The organism is Brevibacillus sp. FW306-2-1A-C05A, from assembly GCF_058781555.1.
In genome coordinates, this window is sequence record NZ_JBYSWV010000014.1 from 27,968 (window position 1) to 52,693 (window position 24,726).

32 protein-coding genes and 1 other annotated feature are annotated in these 24,726 nt (G+C 53.1%); of the genes, 29 read left to right on the top strand and 3 right to left on the bottom strand.

Going from position 1 to position 24,726, the window contains the following annotated elements; translation table 11 throughout:
- The first annotated feature begins 12 nt into the window (after nucleotides 1–12).
- From AC3WJN_RS10910 to AC3WJN_RS10935, 6 genes are all read left to right on the top strand, one after another.
- Complete coding sequence (locus tag AC3WJN_RS10910) at nucleotides 13–324, top strand: YbaB/EbfC family nucleoid-associated protein (RefSeq protein ID WP_005830527.1); 312 nt, start codon at nucleotides 13–15, stop codon at nucleotides 322–324.
- 27 nt (nucleotides 325–351) lie between these two features.
- Nucleotides 352–948 (top strand): recombination mediator RecR, encoded by a 597-nt coding sequence (gene recR, locus AC3WJN_RS10915; RefSeq protein WP_005830525.1) that lies wholly within the window; start codon nucleotides 352–354, stop codon nucleotides 946–948.
- Between the two features lie 64 nt (nucleotides 949–1,012).
- Entirely contained in the window at nucleotides 1,013–1,501 is a 489-nt protein-coding gene (locus AC3WJN_RS10920) for an SRPBCC family protein (RefSeq protein ID WP_003843412.1), read from the top strand.
- Between the two features lie 59 nt (nucleotides 1,502–1,560).
- On the top strand, nucleotides 1,561–2,535 hold the full coding sequence (locus AC3WJN_RS10925) for a CPBP family intramembrane glutamic endopeptidase (RefSeq protein WP_005830521.1): 975 nt from the start codon (nucleotides 1,561–1,563) through the stop codon (nucleotides 2,533–2,535).
- Nucleotides 2,536–2,550: 15 nt separating this feature from the next.
- Entirely contained in the window at nucleotides 2,551–2,781 is a 231-nt protein-coding gene (locus tag AC3WJN_RS10930; protein WP_007776336.1) for a DUF2508 family protein, read from the top strand.
- A 12-nt stretch (nucleotides 2,782–2,793) separates the two neighbouring features.
- Complete coding sequence (locus AC3WJN_RS10935) at nucleotides 2,794–3,063, top strand: pro-sigmaK processing inhibitor BofA family protein (protein ID WP_005830517.1); 270 nt, start codon at nucleotides 2,794–2,796, stop codon at nucleotides 3,061–3,063.
- Nucleotides 3,064–3,069: 6 nt separating this feature from the next.
- On the opposite strand, the gene AC3WJN_RS10940 is transcribed toward AC3WJN_RS10935, so the two are convergent.
- Nucleotides 3,070–3,600 carry a hypothetical protein gene (locus tag AC3WJN_RS10940; protein ID WP_005830515.1) on the bottom strand — a complete coding sequence of 177 codons (531 nt, stop codon included), beginning with the start codon at nucleotides 3,598–3,600 and terminating at the stop codon, nucleotides 3,070–3,072.
- 394 nt (nucleotides 3,601–3,994) lie between these two features.
- On the opposite strand from AC3WJN_RS10940, the gene AC3WJN_RS10945 reads away from it, so the two are divergent.
- The 12 genes from AC3WJN_RS10945 to rsmI all read left to right on the top strand — a co-directional run bounded on the left by AC3WJN_RS10945 (nucleotide 3,995) and on the right by rsmI (nucleotide 12,816).
- On the top strand, nucleotides 3,995–5,011 hold the full coding sequence (locus tag AC3WJN_RS10945; protein ID WP_007776340.1) for a Rossmann-fold NAD(P)-binding domain-containing protein: 1,017 nt from the start codon (nucleotides 3,995–3,997) through the stop codon (nucleotides 5,009–5,011).
- 59 nt (nucleotides 5,012–5,070) lie between these two features.
- Complete coding sequence (locus AC3WJN_RS10950) at nucleotides 5,071–5,253, top strand: sigma factor G inhibitor Gin (protein ID WP_005830511.1); 183 nt, start codon at nucleotides 5,071–5,073, stop codon at nucleotides 5,251–5,253.
- Between the two features lie 131 nt (nucleotides 5,254–5,384).
- Nucleotides 5,385–6,857, top strand: a complete 1,473-nt coding sequence (locus AC3WJN_RS10955; protein WP_005830509.1) for an aminotransferase class I/II-fold pyridoxal phosphate-dependent enzyme — start codon at nucleotides 5,385–5,387, stop codon at nucleotides 6,855–6,857.
- 48 nt (nucleotides 6,858–6,905) lie between these two features.
- Nucleotides 6,906–7,547: a dTMP kinase gene (gene tmk, locus AC3WJN_RS10960; protein WP_005830508.1), complete on the top strand. Its 642-nt coding sequence runs from the start codon at nucleotides 6,906–6,908 to the stop codon at nucleotides 7,545–7,547.
- 132 nt (nucleotides 7,548–7,679) lie between these two features.
- Nucleotides 7,680–8,009 carry a cyclic di-AMP receptor DarA gene (gene darA / locus AC3WJN_RS10965; RefSeq protein WP_005830506.1) on the top strand — a complete coding sequence of 110 codons (330 nt, stop codon included), beginning with the start codon at nucleotides 7,680–7,682 and terminating at the stop codon, nucleotides 8,007–8,009.
- 144 nt (nucleotides 8,010–8,153) lie between these two features.
- Entirely contained in the window at nucleotides 8,154–8,600 is a 447-nt protein-coding gene (locus tag AC3WJN_RS10970; RefSeq protein WP_005830505.1) for a YaaR family protein, read from the top strand.
- 16 nt (nucleotides 8,601–8,616) lie between these two features.
- Entirely contained in the window at nucleotides 8,617–9,597 is a 981-nt protein-coding gene (gene holB, locus AC3WJN_RS10975) for a DNA polymerase III subunit delta' (RefSeq protein ID WP_035316603.1), read from the top strand.
- A gap of 3 nt (nucleotides 9,598–9,600) precedes the next feature.
- Nucleotides 9,601–10,416, top strand: coding sequence for a PSP1 domain-containing protein (locus AC3WJN_RS10980; RefSeq protein WP_005830502.1), 816 nt, complete (start codon nucleotides 9,601–9,603; stop codon nucleotides 10,414–10,416).
- 28 nt (nucleotides 10,417–10,444) lie between these two features.
- A complete protein-coding gene (gene yabA, locus AC3WJN_RS10985; RefSeq protein ID WP_005830500.1) occupies nucleotides 10,445–10,816 on the top strand; it encodes a DNA replication initiation control protein YabA in 372 nt (123 codons plus the stop codon).
- Nucleotides 10,817–10,911: 95 nt separating this feature from the next.
- A complete protein-coding gene (locus AC3WJN_RS10990; protein ID WP_005830499.1) occupies nucleotides 10,912–11,679 on the top strand; it encodes a tRNA1(Val) (adenine(37)-N6)-methyltransferase in 768 nt (255 codons plus the stop codon).
- Nucleotides 11,630–11,929 carry a GIY-YIG nuclease family protein gene (locus tag AC3WJN_RS10995; protein WP_005830497.1) on the top strand — a complete coding sequence of 100 codons (300 nt, stop codon included), beginning with the start codon at nucleotides 11,630–11,632 and terminating at the stop codon, nucleotides 11,927–11,929. The genes AC3WJN_RS10990 and AC3WJN_RS10995 overlap by 50 nt, the downstream gene beginning before the upstream one ends.
- Nucleotides 11,926–12,816, top strand: coding sequence for a 16S rRNA (cytidine(1402)-2'-O)-methyltransferase (gene rsmI / locus AC3WJN_RS11000; protein ID WP_005830496.1), 891 nt, complete (start codon nucleotides 11,926–11,928; stop codon nucleotides 12,814–12,816). The genes AC3WJN_RS10995 and rsmI overlap by 4 nt, the downstream gene beginning before the upstream one ends.
- Nucleotides 12,817–12,969: 153 nt before the next feature.
- On the opposite strand, the gene AC3WJN_RS11005 is transcribed toward rsmI, so the two are convergent.
- The gene (locus AC3WJN_RS11005; RefSeq protein WP_007776347.1) at nucleotides 12,970–13,221 is read right to left on the bottom strand and encodes an AbrB/MazE/SpoVT family DNA-binding domain-containing protein; all 252 of its coding nucleotides are present in this window, start codon (nucleotides 13,219–13,221) and stop codon (nucleotides 12,970–12,972) included.
- A gap of 425 nt (nucleotides 13,222–13,646) precedes the next feature.
- Nucleotides 13,647–13,902, top strand: a binding site (T-box leader).
- Between the two features lie 53 nt (nucleotides 13,903–13,955).
- Between AC3WJN_RS11005 and metG the strand changes: the two genes are divergently transcribed.
- The 11 genes from metG (at nucleotide 13,956) to spoVG (ending at nucleotide 23,638) form a co-directional block, all read left to right on the top strand.
- Entirely contained in the window at nucleotides 13,956–15,980 is a 2,025-nt protein-coding gene (gene metG, locus AC3WJN_RS11010; RefSeq protein ID WP_007776349.1) for a methionine--tRNA ligase, read from the top strand.
- Between the two features lie 27 nt (nucleotides 15,981–16,007).
- Nucleotides 16,008–16,778, top strand: coding sequence for a TatD family hydrolase (locus AC3WJN_RS11015; protein ID WP_005830491.1), 771 nt, complete (start codon nucleotides 16,008–16,010; stop codon nucleotides 16,776–16,778).
- Between the two features lie 369 nt (nucleotides 16,779–17,147).
- Entirely contained in the window at nucleotides 17,148–18,245 is a 1,098-nt protein-coding gene (locus tag AC3WJN_RS11020) for a resuscitation-promoting factor (protein ID WP_007776352.1), read from the top strand.
- Nucleotides 18,246–18,422: 177 nt separating this feature from the next.
- The gene (rnmV, locus tag AC3WJN_RS11025) at nucleotides 18,423–18,971 is read left to right on the top strand and encodes a ribonuclease M5 (protein WP_025848799.1); all 549 of its coding nucleotides are present in this window, start codon (nucleotides 18,423–18,425) and stop codon (nucleotides 18,969–18,971) included.
- A 3-nt stretch (nucleotides 18,972–18,974) separates the two neighbouring features.
- Nucleotides 18,975–19,871, top strand: a complete 897-nt coding sequence (gene rsmA, locus AC3WJN_RS11030) for a 16S rRNA (adenine(1518)-N(6)/adenine(1519)-N(6))-dimethyltransferase RsmA (RefSeq protein WP_005830486.1) — start codon at nucleotides 18,975–18,977, stop codon at nucleotides 19,869–19,871.
- 289 nt (nucleotides 19,872–20,160) lie between these two features.
- On the top strand, nucleotides 20,161–20,433 hold the full coding sequence (gene veg, locus AC3WJN_RS11035; protein ID WP_005830485.1) for a biofilm formation stimulator Veg: 273 nt from the start codon (nucleotides 20,161–20,163) through the stop codon (nucleotides 20,431–20,433).
- Nucleotides 20,434–20,552: 119 nt separating this feature from the next.
- A complete protein-coding gene (locus AC3WJN_RS11040) occupies nucleotides 20,553–20,732 on the top strand; it encodes a small, acid-soluble spore protein, alpha/beta type (RefSeq protein ID WP_005830483.1) in 180 nt (59 codons plus the stop codon).
- A 233-nt stretch (nucleotides 20,733–20,965) separates the two neighbouring features.
- Nucleotides 20,966–21,844, top strand: coding sequence for a 4-(cytidine 5'-diphospho)-2-C-methyl-D-erythritol kinase (ispE, locus tag AC3WJN_RS11045; RefSeq protein ID WP_025848795.1), 879 nt, complete (start codon nucleotides 20,966–20,968; stop codon nucleotides 21,842–21,844).
- A 55-nt stretch (nucleotides 21,845–21,899) separates the two neighbouring features.
- The gene (purR, locus tag AC3WJN_RS11050; protein WP_007776362.1) at nucleotides 21,900–22,733 is read left to right on the top strand and encodes a pur operon repressor; all 834 of its coding nucleotides are present in this window, start codon (nucleotides 21,900–21,902) and stop codon (nucleotides 22,731–22,733) included.
- A gap of 6 nt (nucleotides 22,734–22,739) precedes the next feature.
- Entirely contained in the window at nucleotides 22,740–23,123 is a 384-nt protein-coding gene (locus tag AC3WJN_RS11055) for a RidA family protein (protein ID WP_005828663.1), read from the top strand.
- 227 nt (nucleotides 23,124–23,350) lie between these two features.
- Entirely contained in the window at nucleotides 23,351–23,638 is a 288-nt protein-coding gene (spoVG, locus tag AC3WJN_RS11060) for a septation regulator SpoVG (protein ID WP_005828662.1), read from the top strand.
- Between the two features lie 56 nt (nucleotides 23,639–23,694).
- Here spoVG and AC3WJN_RS11065 read toward each other — a convergent pair whose 3' ends face one another.
- Nucleotides 23,695–24,705 (bottom strand): CobW family GTP-binding protein, encoded by a 1,011-nt coding sequence (locus AC3WJN_RS11065; protein ID WP_005828660.1) that lies wholly within the window; start codon nucleotides 24,703–24,705, stop codon nucleotides 23,695–23,697.
- Between the last annotated feature and the right edge of the window lie 21 nt (nucleotides 24,706–24,726).

The following is a 24,726-nucleotide window of genomic DNA, read 5'->3' on the forward strand; positions in this document are numbered from 1 at the left end:
TGAATGAAAAACATGCAGCAAATGCAACAGATGATGAAGCAAGTGAAGAAAATGCAGGAAGAAATGCAAAAAACGCAGGAAGCGCTGAAAGACAAAATCGTCGAAGGCTCTGCGGGCGGCGGCGCGGTAATCGTCAAAGCCGATGGACACAAGCAAGTCAGAGACATCGTCATCAAGCCGGAAGTCGTTGATCCGGAAGATGTGGAAATGCTGCAAGACCTGGTGCTGACAGCCGTGAATGACGCGCTGCGCAAAGCGGATGAAATGATGGGCAAAGAAATGGGCAAATTCACCGGAGGCATGAACATCCCGGGCCTGTTCTAAAATCGGGCAGGAAAAGAGGTATTCGCGATGTTCTATCCAGAGCCGGTCTCCAAGCTGATCGAAGGCTTTATGAAACTGCCCGGCATCGGTCCCAAAACCGCTGGGCGGCTTGCTTTTTTTGTGCTGAACATGAAAGAAGACGACGTGCTTGATCTGGCAAAGGCGTTGGTCAACGCCAAGCGCCAGCTTCACTATTGCTCGGTCTGCAACAACATTACTGATCTTGATCCGTGCCACATTTGCCGGGACAAACGCAGAGATGGCTCGATCATTTGCGTCGTCCAGGAACCGCGCGATGTCGTGGCGATGGAAAAGACGAAAGAGTTCGAGGGCTACTATCACGTGCTGCACGGCGCGATTTCTCCGATGGACGGCATCGGGCCGGAGGACATCCGCATTCCTGATCTGCTGAAGCGACTCGGCGACGAACAGGTGAAGGAAGTGATCCTCGCCACCAATCCGAACATCGAAGGCGAAGCCACGGCGATGTACATATCGCGGCTCATCAAGCCGTTCGGAATCCGCGTGACGCGAATCGCGCACGGATTGCCAGTGGGTGGAGACCTGGAATACGCGGACGAGGTTACCTTGAGCAAAGCGTTGGAAGGCAGGCGCGATCTATAAGAGTGAAAAAGAAGACGGGGGAACTGCCTGTCTTTTTTTCGTTTAGGCGACAAGGAGGGGCACGATGCCTGTTATTCGCATGGAGTTTACGATTCAGGCGCCGCAGCAGATTTGCTTTGATGCGGCGCGCAGCATTGACTTGCACATGGAGTCTACCGCCAGTACGCGGGAAAAGGCGATCGGCGGGGTCACCAGCGGATTAATCAACCTGGGCGAGACGGTTACGTGGGAAGCGGTCCATTTTGGAATCAAGCAGCATTTGACTGCCAAGATTACGGAAATGGAAGCGCCCCGTTATTTTGTCGATGAAATGGTCTCCGGCGCGTTCAAGCGTTTCCACCACACGCATGAGTTCGTGCCGCTGGGCGAGAACGAAACGAAAATGCTGGACACTTTTGACTATTCCTCTCCTTTTGGCATCTTGGGAAAGCTGTTTGACTGGCTGGTGCTTGAGGCGTACATGACCCGTTTTTTGCGCACGCGAAACGAGTACATCAAGCAGGCAGCCGAAGCAAAGGCCCGGGCTTTGCAGCAGGAAAGCAAGAAATCGTGAGAAGACGGCGGACTTTTTTTCGTGGACGAGACATAGAGTTGAAGTAGGAGCGTGAGGAAATGCTGACAGGACCAGGACCGTCGCTTGCGAGTTGGGCTGGGCGACAAAAGTCCACGCCGTGGGCGATCATGCTGTTTATCGGGTATTGGCTGATGTTTGCGGCCGAGTTTTCCATGATTCGCTTTCGTCTCGGAGAGGACGGCAAGTGGATTGCTTCTACGGCAGACCAACCACAGGCATGGGTAGGGCTGCTTGTTTTTGGGGTCGCGGTGCTTAGCGTCATCGCAGCCGTCGGCTTCATTTACGGCCTCGCGCGTGAAAGCAGGCAGACCTTGTGGCTATGGGGAAATCGCGAGCTGACAGGCAACGACGTGGTGCACATCGTGGCGTGGATGCACGTGTTTCAGACGGCGGTGCTGATCTTGTACGGTTTCGTGCTGGAAGACTCGCTATTTGCTGTCGGAACGGTTGCGGGCACATTGGAGTCGGCTGTCTTTCAATTGTTTCTGCTCATCCTGATTCCGCTGTGGTTTCGCGGACGGCTAGGGGAAATCGGGGTGTGCCGACCCGTTCGGATCAAGCAAATGCTCGTCTTGCTGTTGGTGCTGTTCCTGCTGATTGTGCTTTTGCTGGACGTGCTGGTGACCAATCCGATAGCCGACTGGCTTGGGCTGTCGCTGTCTTCGGAGCGAGAGCAGCAGATTGAAAAGGAGATTGTTTCGGCGAAGGATACCGATTTGCTGGCGGCGCTGGCATCGCTTGCGGTCATAGGGATCATGGTGCCGATCGCAGAGGAAATTTTGTTTCGCGGTGTGATTCAGACTTATCTGGTTCGGCGCGTAGGAGCAGTGGCAGGCATTGTGCTCAGTAGCTTCTGGTTTGCTCTTTTGCACATTGACGTGGCGTTGTTTGCGCCGCTGTTTGTCATCGGGCTTTTGCTGGGCTTTGTCCGGCACCGCTACCAGTCGATCTGGGGAGCTGTGCTGCTGCACGCGGTGAACAACATGACGGGGGTTTTGTATTACTTTAACTAAAGGAGGGTCTGCAGGTTGAGCAGGTGGGGCAAAAAAGAGCGGGTTGTCATTGACTGGGATGCCGAAAGTCTGGATGTAGCCGTGAATCAGGCCCGTGAGGATTGGCAGTATGCCCGCCATCTCGTCGAGGTCAGCGAGCCGGATGGCGGTTTGGAGGATGTCATCTACTATTTGCACGTAACGGAAAAGCGGTATATGTACTTGCTGGCACAGGCAAAACGCGAGCGGCATCGCAAGCACGCGTAGGAGGGGGCAATCATGGCTACGGGGTGGATCATCGCTCTGATTATTGTCGGGATTTTGCTTTTGACAGCGGCAAGCAAGTCTGTGACTACGCCGATCAGGTGGATCGGCTTTGGAGTCATGCAGGTTGTCATTGGCGCCATTTTGTTGTTTTTCACCAATCTGGTTGGCGAGTTGGCCAGCTTCCACATTCCGATCAACCCGGTCACCGCGCTGGTCGCCGGATTTCTCCGCCTGCCAGGACTCGCCGCCCTGATCGTCATCAAGCTGTGGATCATGTCCTGACGATTTTTAACCATCTGTTTTCAAAAAGGCAATGCCGCGGTTCTCGTATTTGACCCGGCTTTCGCTGGGTTGGCGAAAAGAAGCGAGCAGGGCAATCAAGCGAGGCAACGCCACGATCACGACACCGCCGAGCAAAGTAAGCCCGTAGTCGGCCGAAAGCCAGACGTACGCTCCGGCCGCAATGAAGACGCTGCCGAACAGCACCGTGCACTCGCTGGCCCGATAAACGGACAGCGGCACGGGAAGCAGGTACCCGGCCCCCCACCATGGAGAGACGAGCATGTCGGCGGTTGTCCGTGGCTTTTGCGAGCGCAGGCGGGCGTAGAGCCGAAAAATGAACAGGTGGCAGATCGGCACAACGGGCAGGATCGCCAGCGTGACGACGAGCGAGGCGACAGGCACCTGCAACAGCATGGAGCTGCCGATCAGGGACAGGCCGATCAGCACGAGCTGAAGCAAATACCCGATCAGCCCCCAGCGAAAACGGTAGAGCAGCTTGTAGCTGTAAATCGTATGTTGGTGGGCATGTCCCTTCATAAAAAGTCACTTCCTTTGCGGTCTGGTTGTCGAGACTGGCATGTATGTACGACAGCGATCACGCTGTTGCTGTTCTTTTCCCCATTATCGCACAGTCGCAAATCTTGAGAAAGCCAGTACCTGATGCTGACAAGCCGTTGGTCCTTTGCCGGACTGGCGGCTTTTTTGTACAGATAAGTGCAACTATGGCTGCGCCAAGCCATTGGCGCAGCCAAGTTTTCTAACCGTTTGCGGCCTGGAAAACAGTACGCTTCCGGCAGGCAAACGAAGCCGCTGATGTGATGGGCAAGCGGTTTATGGGTACGCTAAAAAGGAATGAATTGGGATCGGCCGTGATTGGGCACGAAAGATGCGGCGAAACATGCCGCCAAGCCAGAGGGGAGGAGGAGGACATTTGCGCCATCAGCGTATGAAGTTATGGGTCGCTGCTGAGCAAACCTTACACAAGTGGGGCGAGTCGCTAAAAGAATGTGGAATTGATCTGCTCGTCGCGCAAAAAGAGGAACCCGCCGAAGAGGTGGACGGGCTTTTGCTGACGAGGCTGGGCGATTACAGCCGCCTGCAGGAGCTCGGCGGAAACAGCTTGCGCCAGGAAAACAGCCCCGTTTTGCTGCTTGTATTTGGAGACGAAGCGCCGTATGGCTGGGCTGATGAGCTGGCGGCAGCGTGCGAGGCCAGCCAAAAGCCGTATGAAGTGGTGCGGATGAGCCTGTGGTCAGGAAAGGAACGGGTGCTGCTCGGGGGCGGTCCGGTCGGACAACAGATGCGCCGCCTCTGTCGGCTGCTCGCTGACCACGGCAAATTGTCCATGGTATGCGGACGGCGGGAGGTAGATGAAGCGATCCGCCAGCTCCCCCGCTATTTGGCGTGGAAGGAACGATTTTATTGGGAGATGGGCGAGGCGTGTGACGACAACGGCGTATCGCTCAAGCAGGTGTCCCGGGCGTTGGGGCTGGACACGCGAGTCGGGCAAGGCTGGTTAGACCCCGTGCACCAGGATCATTCGCTTGTCTGCGCGTGGCTCGTGCGGGAATGCCAACATGTCCTGCAAAAAACGAAAATCGAGCGAATCGCGCTGATTGGCCCGGCAGACTTGTGGAACAAAATGCCCCAAGGCTGGCTTGCCGATAAGGCGGTCGCTGTGTACACGGGGACGGACGAGCCATTTCCGAACGAGGCACGTCCGGGGTGGGTCCGTTGCGATTCCTGGAAGGCCGCTGTGCAGGAAGCCGATTTGCTTGTGATCGGTGACGGGCTGGAGGTGGCCGCCGAGCTGTCCTTGCAAGAGCTGGCCCACACGATGCGACAATCGCTGGTCGTTGATGCAGCCTCCTGTTTTCCTGCCCAAGAAGCCCAGCTCTTTTGCAAAGGTTACCGAGCTGTCGGCGAAAAGACGAACGTTTGGGAATGATGCCGATTATAATGGGGTATAATGGTTGGTAGATTGAGGAAAAGGGCAGGCGTTTTACTATGGAAAAAGTTGCTCAGCGATGTATCGTCTGTGAACAGGAGCAAAATGACGGAATCGCCATTTGCGAGCAGTTTATTTGCCAGAAATGCGAACAGGAAATGGTAAATACCGACGTCCAGGACGAAAAGTATCCGTTTTTTATCCACCAGATGAGACGTATTTGGCTGCGAAAAGATGCGTGACGGAAAAAGGCATCGGCATTCCCGGTGTCTTTTTTCGTTTGCCAAAAAGCTTGGCAAAATTCCGTTATTCCCTTGTCAAATCATGCTAAAATAATGGGTAATTCATTCATGACAAAGGACGTGAGTCGCGCGTGCTTACGAGAGATGCTGAATTTCGGGAGCGGCAAAAGCGTGCGCCCCTGTATGAACATCTGGAACGGCACGCGAGGCATCGCCCGCATCCGTTTCATGTGCCAGGACACAAGATGGGCCACAGCTTTGACAGCCACGCCAAGCAGCGGTTTCAATCCATACTGGAGCTGGATTTGACAGAAATCACCGGAACCGATGACCTGCACCAGCCCCAGGGCGTGATTGCAGAAGCCCAGGCGTTGGCTGCGGAGGCTTTTTCAGCCGAAGAGACGAGATTTTTGATTGGCGGCAGTACAGTCGGAAACATCGCCCTCATCATGACGGTATGCCGGCCTGGAGATAAAATTTTGGTACAACGCAACTGCCATAAATCTGTTTTTCACGGAATCATCCTGGCGCGGGCGACGCCTGTATTTTTGGTGCCGGCCGTAGATTTGGCAACAGGCGTGGCTGCGGGAGTCAGACGCGAGGATGTGGAGCGTGCCCTGCAAGCACACCCGGATGCCAAGGGTGTTTTTTTGACGAATCCAACCTACTACGGGATGGGGATCGACTTGGCAAAAATGGCGGCAATCGTGCATCGGTACGACATTCCGCTGTTGATCGACGAAGCGCATGGAGCGCACTTTGGCTTCCATCCGGCTTTTCCTCTCTCGGCGATGCAGTCGGGGGCGGATGCGGCCGTGCAGTCCACGCATAAAATGGCTTCGGCCATGACGATGTCCTCCATGCTGCATTTGCAGGGCGAACGAATAGACCGGGAACGGCTGTATCGGCAGCTTGCCATGCTACAGTCTTCCAGCCCGTCGTATGTTTTGATGGCTTCGCTCGACCTGGCCAGACGCCATCTGGCGTTGGAGGCTCACGAGGAATGGGAGCGGCTGCTGCCGCTTTTGGACAAGCTGCAGGAGCGAACAGCCCAGATGGAGTGGCTGGAGTGGCCGCAGCCGTGCGCAAGCCGGGTGTACACGACATTTGATCCGTTGAAGCTGTTTTTGCATTTGCGAACCGGACAGATGAGCGGGTTTGCCCTGCAGGAATTGATGGAAAGGCACGGACTTTTTCCCGAGCTGGCCGACGAATCGCACGTGCTGTTGGCCGCGTCAGCGGGAACCTCTCTGCGGGATCTGGAGGCGCTCCTTCGCTTGCTGGAATCCATCTCGCCGGAGGTAGAGCTGGAAGAGGAGCGGATTTTGCTGCATGGCGTAGTCTCCTCGCATTACTTGCGCAAGCAGGCTGTGCCGATGCACGAGGCTGTCGACCGTCCGCGGGAGACGATTCCGCTGGAGCGGGCGTTGGGACGGGTAGTTGCGGAGATGGTCATCCCTTATCCGCCAGGCATTCCGGTGTTGGTGCCGGGAGAGCGCATGGACGAGGAAGGCTTGGCGATGCTTGCCGAGCTGCGGAGGGGACATACCCGTTTTCACGGGGTACAGGATGATCGGCTGCAAACGATTCAAGTATTGCGTTAATTTATAGCTGGCAAGCATGCGGCCTGTGACAGCAGGTACGGAAGGAGTATGGAAGTGACAACAGGACAAAAAGGCCGATTTTTTACAATCGAAGGCGGCGAAGGAGCGGGGAAATCGACCGTGATCGCCAAGCTGTACGAGGAGCTGAGCGCGCGCGGAGTGGACGTGCTGTTGACGCGCGAGCCGGGCGGTATTGATATTGCGGAGAAAATCAGGGAAATCATCCTCAATCCGGCGCATACACAGATGGACGAGCGGACGGAAGCGCTGCTGTACGCTGCGGCGAGACGCCAACATTTGGCGGAAAAAGTGCTGCCGGCTCTGGCGGCTGGCAAGCTCGTGCTGTGCGACCGTTTCATCGACAGCAGCCTTGCTTACCAAGGCCATGCGCGGGGACTTGGCATTGATGCAGTGTACGAGATCAACCGCTTTGCCGTCGGGGATTGCATGCCGGAGCTGACGCTGTTTTTTGACGTGAAGCCCGAGACGGGGCTTGCGCGGATCAACAAAGCGCGCGGCCGGGAGGTCAATCGCCTCGATCTGGAAGACATCCGCTTTCACCATCTGGTCAGGGAAGGGTACCGACTGGTGATGGAAAGAGAGCCGGAGCGCTTTGTCGTCATTGATGCCGAGCAACCGATGGAGCAGGTGTACGAGTCGGCACTGCGCGCATTGCTTGCCAGATTGTAAGGTTCGCAGTACCGCATGTACAGGTACATACTGTATAATATGTTTAGGCGAAATATCGTACCAAGCCTACGTGTTTTTCATACAATGAAGCAAACCATGCGGGATTGATTCTTGCGGAAAGGGTGATAGCCGATGAAAATGGTAGTTGCGGTCGTCCAGGACAAAGATAGTGGTCGTCTGTCTCAACAACTGGTGAAGAAAGGGTTTCGCGCGACGAAGCTCGCCAGTACCGGAAGCTTTTTGCGAGCTGGCAACACAACGTTTTTGATCGGTACGTCTGACGAAAGCGTGCCGGAAGTAATCGACATCATTGCGCACCACTGCAAATCCCGCAAGCAAATGGTCACTCCCGTTTCCCCTCTCAGCAATGCGGTAGATTCGTTCATGCCGTACCCGTTGGAAGTGCAAGTGGGCGGAGCCGCTGTGTTTGTGCTCGACGTCGGAGAGTTCCACTCGTTTTGACGCAATGCGACCCGGCGCAACTGCAATCTGCAATGAATCCTTCTTCCAATCTACAGGTTCCTGCTCTCTTTTTTCGCCGCTTTCGTTTATACTTGATCTAACGGGGAAAAAATCCTCTACTGATCGGTTCTGTGGGGTGGCGTGATGAAAATCGGCGACGGGCCAAGACCTAAGCTGGACATGATAAAAACCGCGGATTCGCGGAGAAATCCTCAGCTCGAAAAGCTGAATTTTGGCACGATGATGCAAGGAGAAGACGAGCGCATGTCCCAGGAGCTGCTCAACCGGCTGCTCGGCGACATTGACAGGATGGGGCAAATTCTCGCCAGATCCCGCTCGGTTCGCGACTTCTATTCCTATAAAAACCTCGTCAAACAGTTCATGGAGGAAGCCGTCAAGTACGGCGTCGCCCTGGATGACCGGCGAGGAATGAATCGGCGAGGCCGTAGCAGGCTTTACAAAATCGTCAAACAGGTCGATGCCGAGCTGTTGCGTCTGACAGACGAGTTGCTTAGCGATCAGGCACCGACGATTGATTTGTTGGCCCGGATTGGTGAAATCCGCGGCATGCTGATTAATTTGTATTTTTAGTGGGTGTGAAACCATTATGACATGGACCCGTTTTTCCCAGCAGCCACGCGCTTCGGAGCTGCTGTACCATAGCCTGCTCAACAACAGACTGGCGCACGCTTATTTGCTCGCCGGTCCGAAGGGAGCAGGCAAAAAGCAGATGGCCCTGCATCTGGCGAAGTCCCTTTTTTGTCCGGAAAGGGAAGCGGACGCCTGCGGGGCCTGTGTTACATGCAGGCGGATTGAAGGGGGAAACCACCCCGATGTGCTGTTTATTACACCGGACGGGGCCTCAATAAAAATCGACCAGATTCGCGCGCTGCAAAAAGAAATGGCGATGCGTGCGGTAGAGTCCGGGCACAAGGTGTACATCGTTGAACACGTCGACAAAATGACGACCCAGGCCTCCAACAGCCTGCTGAAGTTTTTGGAGGAGCCGCCCGCTGGCGTGCTTGCCTTGCTGTTGACGGAACACAGCCACTCGATCCTCCCGACGATTTTATCCCGATGCCAAATCGTTCAATTCTCGCCACTTTCTGCCGAAGCGATCGCCGAACAACTCCGGGCAGACGGCATTACAGCCGGGATGGCGCAGGTTGCCTCCCACATTACGACAAATGTGGAAGAGGCCAAGGCACTCAGCCAATCAGAATCGTTTGCACAGCTAAGAAATCTAGTGATACAATTGAGCCATGAGTGCAAACAGCGTCATTCGTCTGCGCTCTTCACCATCCATGATATGTTGCAAAAGAGCGACAAAATCAAAGAGGAACTACCCCTCTTTTTAGATTTGCTCATCCTTTGGCTGCGCGATATCCTGTATGTGCAAGTAGGCAGGCATGCCCATCTCATTAACAGCGACCAACAGGATGTGCTGCAAGGACAAGCACTGGTATGGACAAAAGCTGAGCTCTTGCATGGGATAGATTTGGTCATGGATACGAAAAATCGGATAGAGCGAAACGCCAACGCACAGTTGGCTCTTGAGCGGTTGGTTCTTCAATTCCAGGAGGGATAACCCTTGTATGAGGTTGTTGGGGTCCGTTTTAAAAAAGCGGGCAAAATATATTACTTCGACCCTGACCGACTGCCGATAGAGAAAGATTGCACCGTAATCGTCGAAACGGCGAGAGGGGTCGAATATGGCAAGGTCGTCATCGGCAAAAAAGAAGTCGCTGAGTCCGATGTGGTGTTACCGCTCAAAAAGGTCATTCGTATGGCTGACGAAAAAGACGCAAAGCAGGTTGATGAAAACAAGCAAGCTGCCAAGAATGCCTTTGCCGTGTGCCAGACGAAGATCAAGGAGCACAAGCTCGATATGAAGCTGGTCGATGTGGAGTACACATTTGACCGCAACAAGATCATTTTTTATTTTACCGCGGACGGCAGGGTTGATTTCCGCGAGCTGGTAAAAGACCTCGCTTCCGTGTTCCGCACTCGCATTGAGCTGCGTCAGATTGGCGTGCGTGACGAAGCGAAGATGCTGGGCGGCATTGGCCCCTGTGGCAGGCTGCTTTGCTGTTCGACTTTCCTCGGCGATTTCGAGCCTGTTTCGATTAAAATGGCCAAGGATCAAAACCTTTCGTTGAATCCAGCAAAAATCTCCGGTCTGTGCGGTCGGTTGATGTGCTGTTTAAAATACGAGAATGACAACTACGAAAGCACGCGTGATGAAATGCCGGATGTCGGCAAAATGGTCACTACCCCGATGGGAAATGGACGAGTCGTTTCCGTTAACGTACTGGATCAGTCCGTTCAGGTGGAGCTTTCGATCGACAAACGCATCACAGAGTTTGGTTTAGATGAGATTGCGATAGGGCTCCCCACCTATGAATAAAGTGTGGGGGTAGGGGAGAGGTGAGCTAGTGGACAAACGGGAAATCTTCGTCAAGATGGCGAGCATTGAAGAACGAATTGGGGACCTGTACAAAGAGATCGGTGAGTTGAAAGACGTCATCGTCGTTTTGATGGAGGAAAACGCCCAATTACTCGTTGAAAACCAGCATCTTCGCAACCGACTGGAAAAGAAAAAGACTGGCTCTCCGGCAAAACAAAAGGGAGCAAACCCTGTCGCCAAGGAGAAAGCGAAAAAAGCCGTGGTCGGGGAAGGGTACGACAACCTTGCCCGCCTGTATGCAGAAGGGTTTCACATCTGCAACGTGCATTTCGGCAGTCTGCGCAAAGAAGGGGATTGTCTGTTCTGTCTCTCGTTTTTGAGCGGAGGACCTCAAAAATAAAAGGTGACGAGCGATCACCACATGGAGAAAGCGACCTGTGCCACGTGTCAGGTCGCTTTTTCCAAGACAAGGAAAAAAGGAGTAGGGAACAAAGGATGGAACCAGTCATTAACGTGCCGCTCTATGATGCGGAGCGCATTGACGATTTATTGACTCACGAAATGAAAATTATCCAGAGCCACGAGGTGTTCTGTTTTTCGATGGACGCCGTGCTGCTGGCGCGGTTTGCGTCCGTTCCCAAGCGCGGGAGAGTGCTCGACATGTGCACGGGCAACGGAGCGATCCCGCTTATCATGACCACGCGCACACCGGAAGCGCGTTTTGATGGCATCGAAATTCAGCAGCGGCTGTTCGACATGGCGAGCCGCAACGTGACGCTCAACGGACTGACGGAGCGGATCGAGATGCACCACGGAGATGTCAAGGACGCGGTATCGCTTTTCGGGCACGGGAAATTCGATCTGATTACGTGCAATCCGCCTTATATGCCTGCGACGAGCGGGGAGAAAAATGTAAGCGAGCATTTTGCAATCGCCCGTCATGAGATTTTGCTCTCGCTGGAAGACGTCATTCGCGTGGGCAGCCAGTTGTTGAAAAACGGCGGCAAGCTTGCTCTCGTTCACCGTTCGACGCGGTTGATCGACATTATTTCCTTGATGCGCCAGTACGGAATCGAGCCGAAGCGGATGCGTCTGGTTTACCCGCGCAAGGAAGCCGAGCCGAATATGGTGCTGATCGAAGGAATCAGGGGTGGCAAGCCGGAGCTGAGGATTCAGCCGCCGCTGATTGTCTATGAGAATGGTGAGGAATACTGTGAAGAACTGCAAGAAATTTACTTCGGCAGACGAGATTCCCTCGCATAAAAGCCATTTTGTCTACATTCTCGCCTGCGCGGACGGCTCCTTGTACACCGGCTATACGACGGAGTTGCTGCGCCGCCTGGCGATGCACAATGAAGGCAAAGGGGCGAAATACACCAGAGGGCGCGGGCCGCTTGCGCTTGTCTTTTGGGAAGAAGGGCCTGACCGTTCGTGGGGCTTGAAGCGCGAGGAAGGAATCAAACGGCTGAATCGCAAGCAAAAAGAACAGTTGATTGGAGGGACGCCGCGATGAATATACAGCGCAGCTTTGCGCAGGAAGAAACAGGTGTCCTGTATCTGGTCGCTACGCCAATCGGCAATCTCGATGATATGACGGTCCGTTGCCTGGAAACGCTGCGGGCGGTTGATGTGATTGCCTGCGAGGATACGCGTCAAACAAGGAAGCTGTTGAACCATTTTCAAATCGAAAAGCGCACCGTGAGCTATCACGAACATAATAAGGAAGCGAGCGGTCAGGGGCTGCTGCAATGGCTGGCCGAAGGAAAACAGATCGCGCTGGTGAGCGACGCCGGACTTCCGGCGATATCCGATCCGGGCGCTGATCTCGTGCGCGATGCGGTCGCTGCCGGATACCCTGTCGTTCCGGTGCCAGGAGCCAACGCAGGGCTGACGGCGTTGATCGCTTCGGGGCTGCCGACAGACCGCTTTGTCTTTTGCGGCTTTATCGGCCGGGAAAACAAGGAGCGGCGCGAAGAGCTGGAACGACTCAAGCGCTACCCGGAGACGCTGATTTTTTATGAAGCGCCGCACCGCATCGAGAAGACGATTGCGGCCATGCGGGAAGCGTGGGGGAATCGGCGGGCCGTGCTGGCGCGCGAGCTGACCAAGCGCTACGAAGAGTTCGTGCGCGGCACTTTTGATGAGCTGCTGGAATGGCTGGGCAATGGCGAAGTGCGCGGCGAGTTTTGCGTGATTGTCGAAGGCTTTACAGGCACAACCGCTGCTGAAGCAGACGAGGAAAACATCTGGTGGCAGCAGTTGAGCATTGTCCAGCATGTCGAGCATTACTGCGAGCAAGGCTTGAGCAAAAAAGAGGCGATCAAACAGGCGGCAGACGATCGCGGTTTGCCCAAGCGCGACGTCTACAACGAATACCACCGCGACCAGGAAGACGAGTAAGATGAGCAGGAAGCTGACCGAACGGGTCGGCTTTTTCTTTTCGTCCGATCAACCAGCGCAGCAGCGACGCAGGCAGTACAAATAGCCTCCGCGAAGCTTGTCCCTTTGCGAAGGCATATCGTATGTAAATCAAGTACGTATGGAAATGAGTGTTTAGCGTTTAACAACAGGCATCTCGGTCAGGCAATCCTGGCACACGATTTTACCTTTAAAATGAGATACTTTATCAGCGTTTCCACAGAAGATGCAAGCAGGCTCGTATTTTTTCAGGATGATGCGCTCGCCATCTACGTAAATTTCCAAAGCGTCTTTTTCCGCGATGCCCAGTGTGCGGCGCAATTCGATCGGAATAACGACACGACCCAGTTCATCTACTTTACGAACAATCCCTGTTGATTTCATCATAGTAAATTCTCCTCTCAAGTCTTCATATGTCGATGTATTGGTAAACGCTCATCATTAATCGTCAATATTCGACATTATCTGTTGGGATTATCATACCAGCGATTCCCAAAGGTGTCAACATCATTTTGACAAATCTTTGAAAAGCAAAGTTTTTTTTGAAAACAGGAAAGCTGATATATCAGCGTTTCGTAGAAAAATGGAAACGGTATGGAAAATTTTATGGATAAAATTAACTGGGAGAAATGCGTGTCGAATCGGTCACTTTATGTCGAATAAAGCCGCGCCCATTCGACAAAAAAGCCTTGTCTTCTCTTTTTTGCCTTTTCCTGTCATGTATAAAATAAATCGTAGCCGTTCGGCCCTCCTGGATGTTTACAAAACAAGTCGGTCGTGTACAATAGAGGGTAAATGAGGGAATTGATAGCAAAACGACTATGATGGGAAGAGTAAGCCGATCCTCCTTATCCCAGAGAGCCGGGGTAGCTGAAAACCGGCATAAGCGAGCAGGCTGAACATGGCCCCAGAGTCTTGCAGATGAACAGCCACGGAAATGACCGTGCCCAGTAGTTTGTGACGTCGGCCCACGTTACGGGCAGAGTCTGTTTCAGACTCACCAAGTCCGTTGTCCGCGAGGGGAACGGAGCATTTGGGTGGTACCGCGAGTTAGAGCTCGCCCCAATTTTTGGGGTGGGCTTTTCTATTTTTCTAAACGTTATCAGGAGGGGCTAGGTTGCATGAAACCAACATATTACATCACCACACCGATTTACTATCCAAGCAACAAGCTGCACATCGGCAATGCCTACACGACAATTGCTTGTGATGCTCTGGCGCGCTACAAACGTTTGCGCGGCTATGACGTCTACTACCTGACAGGTACGGACGAGCATGGACAAAAGCTTCAGGAGCGCGCAGCCGAAGACGGCAAACAGCCGCTGGAGTTCATCGATCCGGTTGTTGACTGGATTCGCGACCTGTGGCAAAAACTGGACATCTCCTACGACGATTTCATCCGCACCACGCAGCCGCGTCATAAGGAAGTCGTGCAAAAAGTGTTCCAGCGTCTGCTCGATCAGGGCGACATTTACTTGGGCGAGTATGAGGGATACTACTGTGTGCCGGACGAGGCTTTCTGGACCGAGACACAATGTAAGACCGACAAAGGCTACATTTGCCCGGATTGCGGCCGCGAAGTGAAAAAAGTGAAGGAGAAAAACTACTTCTTCCGCTTGTCCAAATACCAGGACAGATTGCTCGCGCACATCGAGGCGAACCCTGACTTCATCCAACCGGAGAGCCGCCGCAACGAGATGATTAACAACTTCCTCAAGCCGGGCCTCCAGGATTTGTCCGTATCCCGCAGCACGTTTGACTGGGGGATCAAAGTGCCGAGCGATCCTGAGCACGTCATTTACGTCTGGATCGACGCGTTGACCAACTACATTTCCGCGCTCGGCTACTTGTCTGACGACGACAGCAAATACCGCCGTTTCTGGCCTGCGAATGTGCATATGGTGGGAAAAGACATTTTGCGCTTCCATACGATCTACTGGCCGATTTTGCTGATGGCGCTCGATGTGCCGCTGCCAAAACAAGTTTTCGGTCATGGCTGGCTGCTGATGCCGGACGGAAAAATGTCCAAATCCAAAGGCAACGTCATTGATCCGAAGCTGCTGATTGATCGCTATGGCTCCGATGGCGTGCGCTACTTCCTGCTGCGCGAGATCAACTTCGGCCAGGATGGCATTTTCACACCGGAATCGTTTATCCAGCGTCTGAACTACGATCTGGCAAACGACATCGGCAACCTGCTGAGCCGTACCACTACGATGATCGAAAAATATTTCGATGGCATCGTGCCAGCCGCACAAGATGCCGGAGAGCCGGATGACAGCCTGATCGGCCTGGCGATGAAAACAAAGGCGCTGGTCGAGGAGCATATGGAAGAAATGCGTTTCTCCAACGCGCTTGCCCACATCTGGGAGCTGGTAGGACGCACCAACAAATACATCGACGAAACGATGCCGTGGAATCTGGCAAAATCGGAAGAAACCAAGGGACGTTTGGCAACGGTCATGTACAATCTTGCGGAGAGCATCCGCATCACCTCCATTTTGATTCAGCCGTTCATGACCAAAGCTCCGGCGAAAATCTGGGACCAACTCGGAATCCTGGGCAACGAGCAGGCAACAAGCTGGGAATCTGCCGGCGTCTGGGGCGGATTGCCTGCCGGAAGCACTGTCAGCCGCAAAGAGCTGCTGTTCCCGCGCCTGGACGTGCAGGCTGAGCTGGCCTTCATCGACGAATCGACAGCAGAAGCGCGCCGCCAAGCAGAGGAAAACAAGAAAAAGCAAGACGCATTGAAAGGGGAAGCACCTGTGAACGAAACGACTGCCAACCAAGCTGAAGTAACGGAAAAACCAGCAGATGCCAAAGACGAGATCGGCATCGACGATTTTGGCAAAGTAGAGCTGCGTGTCGCACAAGTAGTAGAATGTGTGAAGCATCCAAACGCCGACAAGCTGTTGATTTTGCAACTCGACCTCGGCTATGAAAAACGCCAGGTTGTATCCGGTATCGCCAAATACTACACTCCGGAAGAAATGGTCGGCAAAAAAGTAATCCTCGTCGCCAATCTGAAGCCAGTCAAGCTGCGTGGCGAGCTGTCGCAGGGCATGATCCTGGCAGCATCCGCAGGCGACCAACTGACGCTGGCGACAGTCGATCCGAGCATGCCAAACGGAGCGATTGTGAAGTAACGAGGGCTAGGAAAGGAAGGACCTATTTTGCTATTTGAAACGCACGCGCATCTGAACGCGAAGGAATTCGACGAGGATCGCGAGGAGGTCATTGCCCGCGCGCGGGAAAACGGCGTCAGCACGATCGTGAACATCGGGTTTAACGCGGAAACCATCCCGACCTGCATGGAGCTGGCGAAAACCTATGATTTTATTTACGCAGTCGTAGGATGGCACCCTCAGGACGCAAAAGATATGACAGACGAGCATCTGGAATGGATCGAGGAGCTGAGTCGTGATCCGAAAGTAGTGGGGCTGGGCGAAATGGGCCTCGACTACTACTGGGATACGTCGCCAAAAGACGTGCAGGCCGAAGTGTTCCGCAAGCAGATTCGTCTGGCGCGAAAACTCGACATGCCGATCATCATCCACAACCGGGACGCTCACCAGGATGTTTTGACGATCCTCAAAGAAGAGAAGGCAGCAGAAGTCGGGGGAATCATGCACTGCTTCTCGGGTAGCTGGGAGACAGCGAAGCAGGCGCTGGACATGAATTTTTACATCTCGTTCGGCGGCCCGCTGACTTTCAAAAACGCGAAGCAGCCAAAAGAAGTAGCGGCAAAAGTACCGCTCGACAAGCTGTTGATAGAAACAGACTGCCCGTACCTCACTCCTCACCCGTTCCGCGGCAAGCGAAATGAGAGTGGCTACGTGCGCTACGTCTGCGAAGAAATGGCGAACATTCGCGGCCTGTCTTACGAAGAAATGGCGCAAATCACGACGGAAAACGCAAGGCGTCTGTTCCGCCTTCAACCGTAAACAAACCGCAAGCAAAAACGGGAAATCACGACATATCACGTGATTTCCCGTTTTTTTGTTCCTCGATCTTGTTGTTCTACTCGTTTTTGGTGGCGCATACCTTGAACAATGTGTCGAACGATTATTGTCCATCCGACACGGCTCCTCGACAGGAATCTGCTACCATTCGCCATCTGTTTTTTGCTAGTCTGTTAGCATTATCGCTTCGGCCAAGGGAGGGTAAATTTGACAAAGCCGGGAAAGTGACATACAATCAAAGCCGACCTTGCTAAGTACTGGCCACTTCCAGAATATTAGTGCAATTACATCGACCCTTACCTGGCTAGACAGGAGAAGCCTCGTGCTTTTCTAGGAAAAGGAGTGTGGGAAATGGAGTTACGCGCGATATGGGAAAGGTATAAGAATCGGGGACTTGTTCTTTTTGGCGTCCTCTCTCTTGTTCTCATTCCCATGATTGGCTATTTCTCTGCCCAGGCTACCCAGCCAAAACAGGTCACTTTTTCGTTGGACGGAGAAAGCCAGACGGTAGCTACCAAAGCGAGTACCGTTGAGCAGTTCTTGACCGAGCGAAACATTACGGTAACGGAAAAGGATTCCCTTCAACCAACACCTGAGACGAAGCTATCAGACGGAGCAATGATTACTTTACATACAGCCTGGTCCATTCCGGTCCAGGTTGACGGGCAGACAAAAACGATACTGACGCTTAGCCGCGATGTTGCTGGCGCGTTGAAGGACAGCGGCATTGCGCTAGGTGAAAAGGACCGGGTGGAGCCGGCCTTGAGCGCCTCGCTGACCAAAGACTCGACAATCACGATCAAGCGCGTATTCGAGCAGATGGTAAAAGTCGAGGAGCGAGTTACTTTCCAGGAAATACGCAAAAACGATCCAGCGTTAGAGAAAGGCAAGTCCCGTGTATTGCAAAACGGGCAAGAGGGTAAGGCAATTGCACACTACAAGCTGGTTATGGAAGACGGGAAGGAGGTCTCCCGTGAACTGGTGACAAGAGACGTGCTTGTGCCGAAGAAAGACCAGATCGTGGCGGTGGGAACGGCAGTTCCTGCGCTGCAAAACAACGATCCGTCGCAACGGGTCCTGGTCGCTTCAGCAACGGGTATGGTCTCGCGTGGTGGAAAAGTATTTAGGCCGAAAAAAGTACTGAACGGGGTTACCTTGACCGCCTATTCTCCTGCGGGGGGAGGCAAACACCCTAGCTCGCCAGGCTACGGCCGCACGGCGACGGGCGTGAAGGCCAAGGCAGGTCATACCATCGCTGTAGATCCAAAAGTGATTCCGTATGGCTGGTGGGTTTACATCGAGGGCGTTGGGTATCGCCGGGCAGAAGACACGGGCGGAGCGATGCGTGGCGGCAAAATTGACGTGTTTGTAAGCACGGAGGCAGAGGCTGTTCAATTTGGCCGCAAGCGCAACAAAACCGTCTATATAATCGGGCCGCAGAAACCGTAAGACAGGGGCGAACAGCTCCTGTCTTTTGTCTTTGGCGTTTTGGGAATAGTCGTGATAAGCTGTTTGATAGTTAGACGGTTCAAAGCGCAGAAACGTTTCGCGAAACAAGGGCTTTTCGCCTGATTTTTTTGGAACACTATGACCAAAAGCGACATCGTACGAAAGTGGGAGTACATGATGAAGATAAAAGAAGTGATTGTGGTGGAGGGGAGAGACGATACCGCTGCGATCAAGCGGGCAGTTAACGCGGACACGATTGAGACAGGCGGCTCCGCCATCCACGCCAGAACGATCGAAAAAATCCGGCTGGCACAGCAAAAGCGCGGTGTCATTATTTTTACCGACCCGGATTACCAGGGGGAGCGCATCCGCAAAATTATCAGCCGATCGGTGCCGGGCTGCAAGCACGCCTTTATCACGCAAGAGGACGGCACGAAAAAGGGCGATATCGGGGTAGAGAACGCTTCTCCTGACGTGATTGTTCGCGCGCTCTCGGAAGTCCGCACAGAGATGGCGGAAACGGTCGGGGAGATTACGGCTGACGATCTTCTGAAAAACGGATTGACGTCAGGCGGCGACGCCAAGGAGCGGAGAATCAAGCTGGGCGAAGCATTGGGCATCGGATACGCCAACGCCAAGCAAATGCTGCAACGGCTCAATGCCTTTCAGATCAGTCGCGCGGAATTTGAGGCGGCGATAGAAGCCATCAACAAAGAGAGGGAGTAAGCGATGACGCAAGCAACAGGCAAGGATATTGCCACACCTACGCGAACGAAGGAAATTTTGGAGAAGTACGGCTTCTCCTTTAAAAAGAGCCTGGGACAAAACTTCTTGGTGGACACGAACATTTTGCATAACATTGTCGCCGAAGCCGATCTGACGAAGGACAAAGGCGCAATCGAAATCGGGCCAGGCATCGGCGCTTTGACCGAGCAATTGGGACGAGCAGCAGGCAAGGTCATGGCGATTGAGATTGACCAGCGGCTTCTGCCTATTTTGCAGGATACGCTGTCGCCCTATGAAAATATCGAAGTCGTGCATGGAGACGTGCTGGAGCTTGATCTGAAAGCGCTGATTGCCGAGAAGCTCTCCGGGGTAGAGAAGCTGAGCGTCGTAGCCAATCTGCCCTATTATGTGACGACGCCGATTTTGATGAAGCTCCTGGAAGAAAGGCTGCCGCTTGAGAACATCGTCGTGATGATCCAAAAGGAAGTGGCTGAGAGAATCGCGGCCAAGCCCGGAACGAAAGACTACGGCTCTCTCTCGGTAGCGGCGCAGTTTTATGCGGAAACAGAAGTCGCGATGATCGTCCCGGCCAGTGTGTTTATTCCTCGTCCGAACGTCGATTCTGCAGTGATCCGGCTCAAGGTCAGAGATCGTCCGCCTGTCGATGTGGACGACCAGGACGTGTTTTTCCGCGTGGTGCGCAGCTCGTTCGCCCAGCGCCGGAAAACGTTGTTGAACAACCTGATGAACGGTCTGTTTCTCAAAACACAAAAGGATGAAGTAATACAGATGCTCGCCGACATCGGCATCGAACCGACCAGACGCGGCGAAACCCTCAGCATCGAAGAGTTCGCCCGCCTAGCCAACGAAGGCTTGCGGCGCGGCCTGATTGGGCAATAAGACAAACTTGGCCTCCGTTTTTGTACTGAAAAAGCCAAAAACGGAGGTTTTTTTGTCGATTTTGGCGTAAAAAAAGGCTTCGCAGCGGGCAAGCTATCACCGGAAAGCGTTGCGGGAGCAAGGTTTTGCAAAAGCCTGCACATACTATGCAGAAGTGGTGACAAATATCTACTTTTTTTATGAAAAAAACCCCGTTGACAAAATATCTACAGGGTTGCTATAATTTTTTATTTCTTTGACAAAATATATGTGAGCTGTTATAATAGATGTAAGCGAGGTGGATGGAACAATGGCAAGAAACGCGTTACTTGACATTAAACGCAGTTTAGACGGGCACATTGGTGAGCGCATCCTTCTGAAAGCCAATGGAGGTCGCCGAAAAACCGTCGAACGAAGTGGCATCCTCGAAGAAACATACCCATCTGTGTTTGTGGTAAAGCTTGATGACGATCAACTCTTTGAGCGGGTCTCTTACAGCTACGCTGACATCTTGACGGAAACAGTAGAGTTGACGGTGTGCCGCGAAAACGAGCACATCCGCATCACATTTGTACAACAGTAGAGCCCTTTTGGGTTCTACTGTTTTATTTTTGCTATCAAAAGGTTGTAAATATTTGGGTGACAAGATGAAAAGTCTGGACTTGGAGCACACTATACCTGTCAACGGGAAGGGAGGATGCTATGGGTCGCAGACGAGGAATGATGTCGGAGCAGTTCAAGATGGAACTCGCCAAGGAGCTTGGCTTTTACGACAAGGTACAAGCAGAAGGTTGGGGAGGCATCACGACGCGTGACGCGGGAAACATGGTGAAGCGGGCTGTACAGCTTGCTGAAGAGGCGCTGGCCGCAAGACGGTCATAGCCCGGTGTTGGACGCAGGCGGACACATCCAATCTCACGGAGAAGACCATACAGACTCGTTGACAGGGCCGGGGCTTCCCGGCTTTTTTGCTGCCGAAAACACTGCTGAATTTTCGAAATAACCATAATGATCTCGATCCTGTTCTTTTTGGGGGGTTCAAGTGGCAGGAGAGAGATTGGCTATGCTACAATAAGAGACTAGGAAATTTAGTAAAGTAGGCAGAGGTGAACAACGTGCGTATCTCGGTCAAAGCTCCGGCCAAAATCAACCTGACCCTTGATGTGCTTGCCAAACGGCCGGACGGTTATCACGAAGTAGAAATGGTGATGACTACCGTCGACTTGGCAGATCGTGTAGACCTGACTCTGCGCGAAGATGGTGAGATTACGCTGGACTGCTCTGCCAGCTTCGTACCGGATGATATCCGCAATCATGCTTATAAAGCGGCAGTGCTTTTAAAAGAACGCTATCAAGTGCGCCAAGGTGTACGATTGTATATCGACAAACAGATCCCGGTCGCAGCCGGACTGGCGGGCGGCAGCAGTGATGCGGCAGCGACGCTGCGCGGTTTGAACCAGTTGTGGAATCTCGGCTTGACCGTGGACGAGCTTGCGGAAATCGGCGCAGAAATCGGTTCTGACGTCCCTTTTTGCGTCTATGGAGGAACCGCGCTGGCAAAAGGGCGCGGCGAGCAAATCACGCATCTGGAAACGCCCGCTCCTTGCTGGGTCATCCTGGCGAAGCCGCCAATCGGCGTGTCCACTCCTGATGTATATGGAAACTTGCGTGTCGACAAAATCGACAATCATCCCGATACAAAACAAATGCTCCGGGCTGTTTCCGAGCAAGATTTTTCCCTGATGTGCCAGTCGCTCGGAAACGTGCTGGAAAACGTCACGCTCTCGCTCTATCCGCAAGTGCGGCAAATCAAGGAGCTGATGATCGCTTCCGGAGCCGACGGAGTATTGATGTCCGGCAGCGGACCGACAGTATTTGCCCTCGTGCAAAAGGAAGCGAAAGTGCATCGGATCTACAATGCGCTCAGAGGATTTGTCAAAGATGTGTTTGTTGTCCGAATGTTAGGCTCCCAAGAAGGGGAAATACTTGCATGAACACGTATAAAAATGATACATTAGCAGCATAATATTCGGTTTTGGAGGAAGAGCCATGAAGAAATTGCGCAGAAGTGCACGTCTGGTAGACATGACGCAGCACTTGCTCGCCCATCCCCATACGCTGACTCCTCTCACTCTGTTTGCGGAACAGTACGGCGCGGCGAAATCATCCATCAGTGAAGACCTGTCGATCATCAAGGAAGCGTTTGAGGTTCAGGGTGTCGGCTTGTTGAAAACGGTGGCGGGAGCGGCAGGCGGAGTGAAGTATATTCCCCAGGTAAAAACGGAAGAGGCTCTTCACTTCATGCGCGAACTGATCGAGCAATTGGCCAATCCGGAAAGACTTTTGCCAGGCGGTTATTTGTACATGTCCGACATTCTCGGCAATCCAGCGACTATGGCGAAGATCGGCAAGCTGTTTGCCACCGCTTATGCGGACAAAAACGTCGATGTCGTCATGACGGTGGAGACGAAGGGGATTCCGCTCGCTTATGCGACCGCCATGTTTTTGAACGTGCCCGTTGTCATCGTGCGTCGTGACAACAAAGTAACGGAAGGTTCTGTGGTTAGCATCAATTACGTATCTGGTTCGAGCAAGCGGATTCAGACGATGTCTCTTGCTCGCCGCGGATTGGCCGAGCAGTCCCGCGTCCTGATCGTGGACGACTTCATGAAGGCGGGCGGCACGCTGCGCGGCATGATAGATCTGCTCCAGGAGTTCCGGGCGACTGTCGTAGGCTGCGGAGTGCTGGTAGAGACGACCGCAGATGTTTCCGAGCGTTTGATTGATGAATACGTGTCTCTTGCCAAGCTGCAGGATGTCGACTTCAAGGGCAAGCAGATTGAAATTGAGCTAGGCAGTTTTTTTGAAAATAGAGGGGAGTAGATAAGAATGGCAATCTCTTTTGTTTCAACTGACAAAGCTCCGGCAGCAATCGGCCCGTACAGCCAGGCTGCAAAAGTTGGTCCGTTTCTGTTTGCATCCGGTCAAATTCCGCTGCGTGCAGACGGCACTCTGGTAGAAGGCGACATCGTGGAACAAACCCACCAAGTATTTTCCAATATCCAAGCCGTCCTGGCGGAAGCAGGAGGAACCCTTTCCAACGTGGTGAAGGCGACTGTTTTCATCAAGGACATGAACGACTTTGCGCAGTTGAACGAAGTGTACGGCCAATATTTTGGCGACCACAAGCCAGCTCGCTCCACCGTAGAAGTGGCACGCCTGCCGCGCGACGTAAAGGTCGAGATCGAAATTGTCGCTTATATCGAGGCGTAAACATAACCCGGTCCAATCAATGAAAGCATGAAACAGCCTGATGCAGTTGCGTCAGGCTGTTTTTGCGTTGGATATACCCTTAGTAGTACGAAGAAGCATGTGTAAAGCGGTGATGTTATGAACATATTTATATATTTTTTTAAAAATTGCATAACATCAGCAGGAATATTTACCCAGAGGGTGGAAATACTCCTAAACGCGTTTCATAGATAAAGGGAGTGAACTAGATGGAAGTTACAGACGTAAGACTGCGCCGAGTGAATACGGATGGTAGGATGAAAGCGATTGCATCCATTACAATTGACCATGAGTTCGTGGTTCATGATATCCGTGTCATTGACGGAAACAACGGTATGTTTGTTGCAATGCCGAGCAAACGTACACCTGACGGAGAATTCCGCGATATCGCCCATCCGATTTCTTCGACTACCCGTGAAAAGATCCAAGCTGCTGTCTTGACCGAGTATGAACGCGTGGGTCAAGAAGAAGAGAGCACGATCGAAGCGGGTGCGTAATAGTACCCCCATACAAAAGCACCCTGTCATTACTGGCAGGGTGCTTCGGCGTCTGGTTAGGCGTAACATTTGGATAAATTGTTTTTTATTTCTTCCTGATCCATTCCTTCCCCAATAAACACGGCGACCATTTTCGGCCCGAAGTTCTCAAATGGAAAGAACAGTACCTGATTGTCCGTGTGCTGGAAGGAGATCAGTTCTTTTTTTCCGTGGAAGAGCACGTACCCCTTTGCCCGATACACGTTTTTGGGCAGATCGTAGAGGAAGTCCTCGAATTTTTTCTCGTCTACTGGACCTGTGAAGGTGTAGGAAAAAGTTTCAATACTATTGTACAGGGAAGGCGTGCTTGTTTTCAGGCCGAGCGATTGTTTGAGCCTGTCCATGGTCGACATGCGGCCGATTGTTTTTTGCACAGGAACAGTGGGTACTGCTTCGGCATCGCGCACATGCTCGAATCGCTTGAGCGATTGCAGCCGGTTGAGGTCGATATTCGCTTGAACGGCTGTGTGGATCGGCGCCTGCGGGTTCAGCTCGATGAGCTTCTGTTTGACGCGCTGGAGCTGTTCATCGCTGACCATATCCGTTTTGTTCAGGAGAATGAGGTCGGCGTACTTCACCTGGTTGCGTACCGTTTTGACCAGCGAGCCTGTGGAGGAAAAGCGCGAGTTGAGGTCCAAAAAGCGGGACGCGTCCACGACGCTGATCGTGCCCTTCAGCTCGATGCGATCGTACAGCTCCGGATGGGTCAGCGTGTCGATCACGTCGATCGGGTCTGCGACTCCCGTCGTTTCGATCAGGATGCGATCCGGCTGCAACGAGTTCAAAATTTCGCGCAAGCCTTCTGTCAGCTCCCCTTTGATCGAGCAGCATATGCAGCCGTCGAGCAGCTTTTTGACAGGGAAACCAAAGCCTTGCAACTGTTCGCCGTCGATATCTTCCTCGCCCATCTCATTCATCAGGACGACTACGTTTTCGTTCTGGACGCGTAGATGAGTCAGCCATTTTTGCAAAAGGGTCGTTTTTCCGCTGCCCAAATATCCGGTCAGCAAGTAGACATCTGCTGGCATTCCTTCCTGCCTCCTTTTCAA